4 protein-coding genes are annotated in these 5,742 nt (G+C 42.1%); 3 read left to right on the forward strand and 1 reads right to left on the reverse strand.

Going from position 1 to position 5,742, the window contains the following annotated elements; translation table 11 throughout:
- Together KDK17_RS01550 and KDK17_RS01555 are read left to right on the forward strand one after the other, a co-directional pair.
- A partial coding sequence (locus KDK17_RS01550) for a hypothetical protein (RefSeq protein WP_257287190.1) occupies positions 1–2,181 on the forward strand: 2,181 nt, incomplete at its 5' end.
- A 346-nt stretch (positions 2,182–2,527) separates the two neighbouring features.
- Positions 2,528–3,277: an HAD-IIA family hydrolase gene (locus tag KDK17_RS01555; protein ID WP_306671205.1), complete on the forward strand. Its 750-nt coding sequence runs from the start codon at positions 2,528–2,530 to the stop codon at positions 3,275–3,277.
- A gap of 222 nt (positions 3,278–3,499) precedes the next feature.
- Here the strand turns inward: KDK17_RS01555 and KDK17_RS01560 are convergent, their stop codons facing one another.
- Positions 3,500–4,144, reverse strand: coding sequence for a TetR/AcrR family transcriptional regulator (locus KDK17_RS01560; RefSeq protein ID WP_257280148.1), 645 nt, complete (start codon positions 4,142–4,144; stop codon positions 3,500–3,502).
- A 322-nt stretch (positions 4,145–4,466) separates the two neighbouring features.
- Here KDK17_RS01560 and KDK17_RS01565 point away from each other — a divergent pair, with 322 nt between their 5' ends.
- Complete coding sequence (locus tag KDK17_RS01565; protein ID WP_257287191.1) at positions 4,467–5,555, forward strand: hypothetical protein; 1,089 nt, start codon at positions 4,467–4,469, stop codon at positions 5,553–5,555.
- The last annotated feature ends 187 nt before the right edge of the window (positions 5,556–5,742 follow it).

Consider the following 5,742-nt stretch of genomic DNA (forward strand, 5'->3'; position numbering starts at 1 on the left):
CTAGAGAGTGCAACATATAAAGTAAAAAAAGAGCTTAAAGAACTCGATCACAAAAAGAACACAGAGTTTTCTGAAAAAGAAAAGAATAACCTCTATCCATTAGCCGACGAAAAAAATGAGATTATTAATAATCAGGCGAATGTCTTGAATACTTTTTCATTCTTTTTGCCTGATACTGCTAAAAATGCCTTTTTGAAAGGGAATACTGGTGACATTCCCGATATTATCAGTCTGGGTAATTCAAAGGAAAATCTGACAGGAAATGACAAAGTTGATAGTGATCGGCAGACCAAAAAAGGGGATCAAACCGAAAATCAAAGGCAACAAGGATCATTAAAAGTAAAACTGGGCAAGCGCAGGAGAATCGACTCAAACCTCAGCTTAAATACTCCAGACTTGACACCTCAAGAGGCAGCCGGGCATTTCTTAAATACTATTAATAAACTCACTGAGAAACATGATTTTTCTATCGAAAGAATAATCGAGAATGAAAAAAGAAAGGATTTTGAACATGTCCATTTTCGAGGTAATGTCATGACTACTGAACACAATGTTAAAGAAATTTTTGTAGATTTCATATTATATATGGAAGGAATGTTAACAAACCAGAAATTTACTTTTAAAACTGATACCCATAAATATCGACCTGACCTTAGAATTAGCACTAAAAATATTGAAATAATAGATTCCATTTTATCCAGAACATTTTCTCAAAGAAAAAGTGAGTCATCACTTAATAACAAGACATATAAATACTACTATCTTGGTGCTTTATTAGCCGACTATCTTTACATATACCATGGACATCATAATGAATTTAAAAATAAGTACTACCTGTTAGCTCGGCATGATGCATTTCGTTTTTTTGAAAAAATATTTTTTGGTAATGGCTGTTTTTCAGAATTTCTTAATCTCATGGAATTGATCACCCTCTACAGACGAGAACTTACTGATGAATCAAGGAAATTGATGGATTTTAATGAAAATGCAATGAGTAGAAATCTTATTACTGACGCTCTACGAAAAAATAATACCCTTAGAAAATCTTTTAATGAAGTTCTCATTGGACCGAATCTTAAAAAACTTTGGTTAGGTACTCTTAATGATATGCTTGAAGAAAAGCAAGACTGCCTGGAACAAGATATAACGCTTGATAATAACCTAAACCTCATATTTGGTGAAGAGCTGGAATACGATATAACTTCAATAATTGAAACGGGAAGCCTACAAGATAGCAATTATATTCCCATATTTGAAGATCGTATGAAAAAGTCAGGGGCTAACAAGGCAGGTGTTGGCACTCATAACTTAACTTTTGATGGTCTTTTCCACATAACTCCTACTATGGATGGTGATGCATGGTTTGAGGTGAATTGTAAACCATACCATGATGGTGAAGCCAATGTGGACAGTTGTTTTGAAAAAGTCTTTGAAGTGGTTGATTCAATGATTCAAGATGGGCTTATAGGTTATTCTTCCGGTCACAAGCATGTCGATGCATTGAGTGCCACCCACGGTGATCCGAGTGTTCTTTTGGAATTGCAGAGGGAGATTGAGAGCAATCCCTATTTACTAAGAGCATTCGGGAATAATGACCGAATCATCAATGATGATGAGAGTCAATGGTATAAATTGTTTTCTGATTATTCTGATATGAGGGGGTTAGCCATTGAGCGGATAAACTGGATGATTGCTACGTACAATGAAAAATTAGCGGGATTCAATTATGAAAAACCGAATGGTCATTGGCAAACCGATTCAGAAAAACTGGAGAAGCTTAAGCGGTTTTCAAAAATATACAGTCATCTGATACAGATGGCTCCTTTACAACAAATGTTTGGTGGGTTTTCTGATGTAGAGATAGACAAATATATGGCTATTTCTTTGTTGCATATTCCAGGAACAGAGATGATCCAACCCTATGGTACAATAGAGTTTCGTTTTTTTCGCTGCCCTGAAAATTTGAGGGAGTTAAAATTGGTTAATCAGTTTTTACAAGCCTGGTTCGAATATATTCATGAACGTCGAAAGCGCAATGAGCCGATTCAGCCTGTCCCTGACGATGTTAGATCCAGCAAAGATTATACTGCCGGGGAAGTTCTCTTTTCGACCGTCCAATACTTGCAGAAACTGGGACTGAACCCTGATGACTATCACAGCTTTCTGAATAAAATCAGATGATATTTGATCACAATGGTGCTCAGTCCTGTTTTTTTGTATGTATTGAACGGAAATCACCTCAAGGACTACAGAATAAAGCACTTTTGCGACACCCTCCAGATCAGGCAACTAACCAGCGGGTTAAACGACTTTGACTGAGTAAGTTAAGTATACCGAAAGCTGTAGCTGTCTGCACAAAGGCAAGAGAGGTTTTGGTGGCCATCGTGAAGTGGATACACGATGTTCAGATTTGGTTAACAACAGCGTAATCAGACGCTGGCACTTCGGGCTGGAAAGCTTTCTGGCCTTCTGGCTTTCAAGCCCTTTATAATGCCCTTCTCAGAGTCTAACCTGATCAGATAGTATTATGTCTAAAAGCGTAATTTGTGACATTGACGGCGTGATTTTGCATGACAACACCCTGATTCCCGGTGCTGATGATTTCATTCACAGTATGCTGGAGAGGGACATCTCTCTGGTCATGCTAACCAACTATCCCTCCCAGACCGAGAAAGACCTGCAGAACCGTTTTGCTTCTGTCGGCATCATTATTCCGGAAAGTTGCTTTTTCACTTCTGCCATGGCTACAGCAGAATTTCTTAAACGGCAGGAAGGTCAGAAAGCTTATGTCATCGGCGAGGGTGCCCTGGTTCACGAACTGTATAAAGCAGGCTTTGCCATTACCGATATCAATCCGGATTTTGTCGTCGTGGGTGAAACCAAGAATTACAACTGGAACATGATCCACACCGGAGCCCGGTTTGTGTCTGAAGGAGCACGTTTTATTGCCACAAACCCTGATACCCACGGTCCCAATATGACTCCGGCCTGCGGTGCACTGTGTGCTCCTATCGAGCGGATTACTGGCAAAAAGCCATTCTATGTGGGCAAACCCAGTGCCTGGATTATACGTGCCGCCCTGAACAAAATGGGGTCACATTCAGACAACACCGTCATTGTAGGTGACAACCTGCGCACTGATATTCTTGCGGGCTTTCAGGCCGGCCTTGAAACCATTCTGGTTTTGTCCGGTGTATCCCGACTCGCTGATATCGATAAGGTCCCTTACAAGCCCAACCATATTTTCGATTGCGTTGCGGATATTGATATTATCTGAACTCGCTTACTCTCGAATCGAGTTTGGGTGATCTTTTTCCGATCTGCTTTCCCTGCCGGTGTATGAACCCGAACCCGATTCATTTTTTCAGGCCACTCATCAAAACAATTTAATCGTTCTCATCCACCACGGCCTTAGCTGTAAATCACTATTTAAAAAACCAGTGGTCAGATTCTGAAAGAGTATCTTCCTCGTCGGGGAATTCTGGTTCCTGAGTCGGGCTTAATCAGCCAGAGCATCCTGATCCATTCCTCCCGCCAGAAACTCAATGAGGAACCGGGCCTGCTGGCTAATATGTTCTGGTGTCCAGGTCTCAGGGTCCAGGCGGCACTGCTGATCCCAGCGAGCTACTGTATGAATCACTATGGACCCCATAAAAGCGAGCCGGGCACGGAGCTCTTTGACACTCAAATGTGGCAAAATGGTACCAAATGCCTCGGTCATACGAACCAGAGAGCTGCTTCTGGGGGTATCCATCGCAGCGATCTGATGATTACCTCGCTGAAACAGATGACAGACCAGACTGGTATAGGAACTCTCTTCTCTTGAGGTTTTCAGGTTTGCCATGTATGGAAGCAACAAAACCTTCACCAGATCTCTGGTAGTTGGTGGTTCTTTATGGTTGAGAAGCTCATCAAGCATCTCATGACGCTTCTGGTTGAGAGGGATCATTCGGAAATCCAGAATGGCGTTAATCAGCCCTGCCCGGTCACCAAAATGATACTGAACAGCAGAATTATTCTTCTGTCCTGCGGCTCTGGCTATTTCACGATCTGAAACCGCATCCAGCCCCCTCTCGGCTATCAGCTTTTCCGCTGCTTTTACCAGCGCTTCCTTGGCGTCTGTCAGCTGTATTAATGCATTCATAGTGGTGCCATAAAAATCAAGCTATTCAGCTTAATCAAATTACTCATTTTAATATCATTCAGAGAAAAAATGGTCAGTTCAGCTATACCGGCTACTCATTGTCGAAAGCCTGTCTATATTATCTCGACGAATGTCGAAGAGATGCAGACCATTAAAACCCTTTTTCGTTTCCAATGATGGAACAATGGCTACACCCCTTCTTCAAAGCAGTTTGAAAGAGCTGTGCCAAGTCCCTTAAATCGAACATCAGCTTAACATCTGTGGCCTTTGGGGGCGAACTCCACTGATAGCTGAAGTCTTATTTTACTGTACAGATTAAAAAATGGATTCCAAATTGATAAACACAAACAACCGTGATCTGCTTGTAAAAAGTTGGGCACACCCAGTATTTTTTAGCGTCTGTCGACCACTCATTTTATTGTTTGCCGTACTTTCAGGCAGCACAGAAGCGGCCATCCCGGGTAAGATTCATCAAATCTGGATTGGTGCAAAAGTACCCGAATACCTGGATATCGTCAGTCAGAGTTTTAAAAAGGTCAAGGGCTGGGAGTATAACCTGTGGCGAGCCACTCAGAACAACTTCCTCGAACGGAATGGAAAAATCATTCGACATACCTGGACCGAGTCAGAATACACCACAAAAGAATACTCCATTAATGAACTTTTTGATAATGAGCATTCGGTCATTAAGGCTATTCTGGAACGCAACAGAACGTCTGACGATAGTCACCTCGCTAGTCTGGGCGACATCCTGAGATATCGAATCGTCCACGAATTCGGCGGTTTCTATTTCGATATGAAGTTTGAACTGCTTAATCCCAATGAAATGGCCGACCTCATTAAACAACCTCTATACACACTCATAACGGCTAATGAGTTTGCATTTTTGACGTCTCAGCAAGGCTACTTGAGCAACGCTTTTTTTGCCGCTGAGGCCAATCACCCGGCGCTCAATAACCTGCTGTTATCCATCCCTCCTCTGGAAGATGAAGTACCCCATTCCAAAGTAGACATTTTCGGTCCGGCTTTTTTTCTGCTGGGGATAGACAGTTGGTACAGGGCTGCAGCAGCGGACGAACAAACAGGGTGGCTAATGCTTCCCCATACCAAAATTTACCCCTACATTGACTGGGCGCCAAAGGTGCAAGAGTTTCGCCCGGGCAGCTTGCTGACTGAAACTGCCGTTAAGTTAAGAGAGGCAGGGAATGACTTCTGCATTGTAAAAGCGGACTCGCTCTACAGATTGCCTGGCCTGTATTTAAACGAGTCAGAATACATGCCAGTCCCTGACAAAGCAGGACTTTTCTACCGTTATCCATGCAATAGATACCCAGACGCCATCGCTATTGATCACTTTGACTACGGGAGTTCATGGAACAGTCACAACCGTTACTCAGGTCATCACAGGTAACATTTTTCTGTCGTACAATAGGCGACTTTCGATAATATAAGCATTTACGTTTTCCCTCAGAAATGGAACACTAACATCATGCTGTGAAGTTATTTATCCAATAGTTGCTGTTTAGGTGGATATCCGGAAAGATCTTCGGAACTGTAATCACGAATTGAAATGCCTATAGCCACACAATGACTATAGT

It is taken from the genome of Endozoicomonas sp. SESOKO2 (assembly GCF_024606245.1).
Classification (GTDB): Bacteria; Pseudomonadota; Gammaproteobacteria; order Pseudomonadales; family Endozoicomonadaceae; genus Endozoicomonas_A.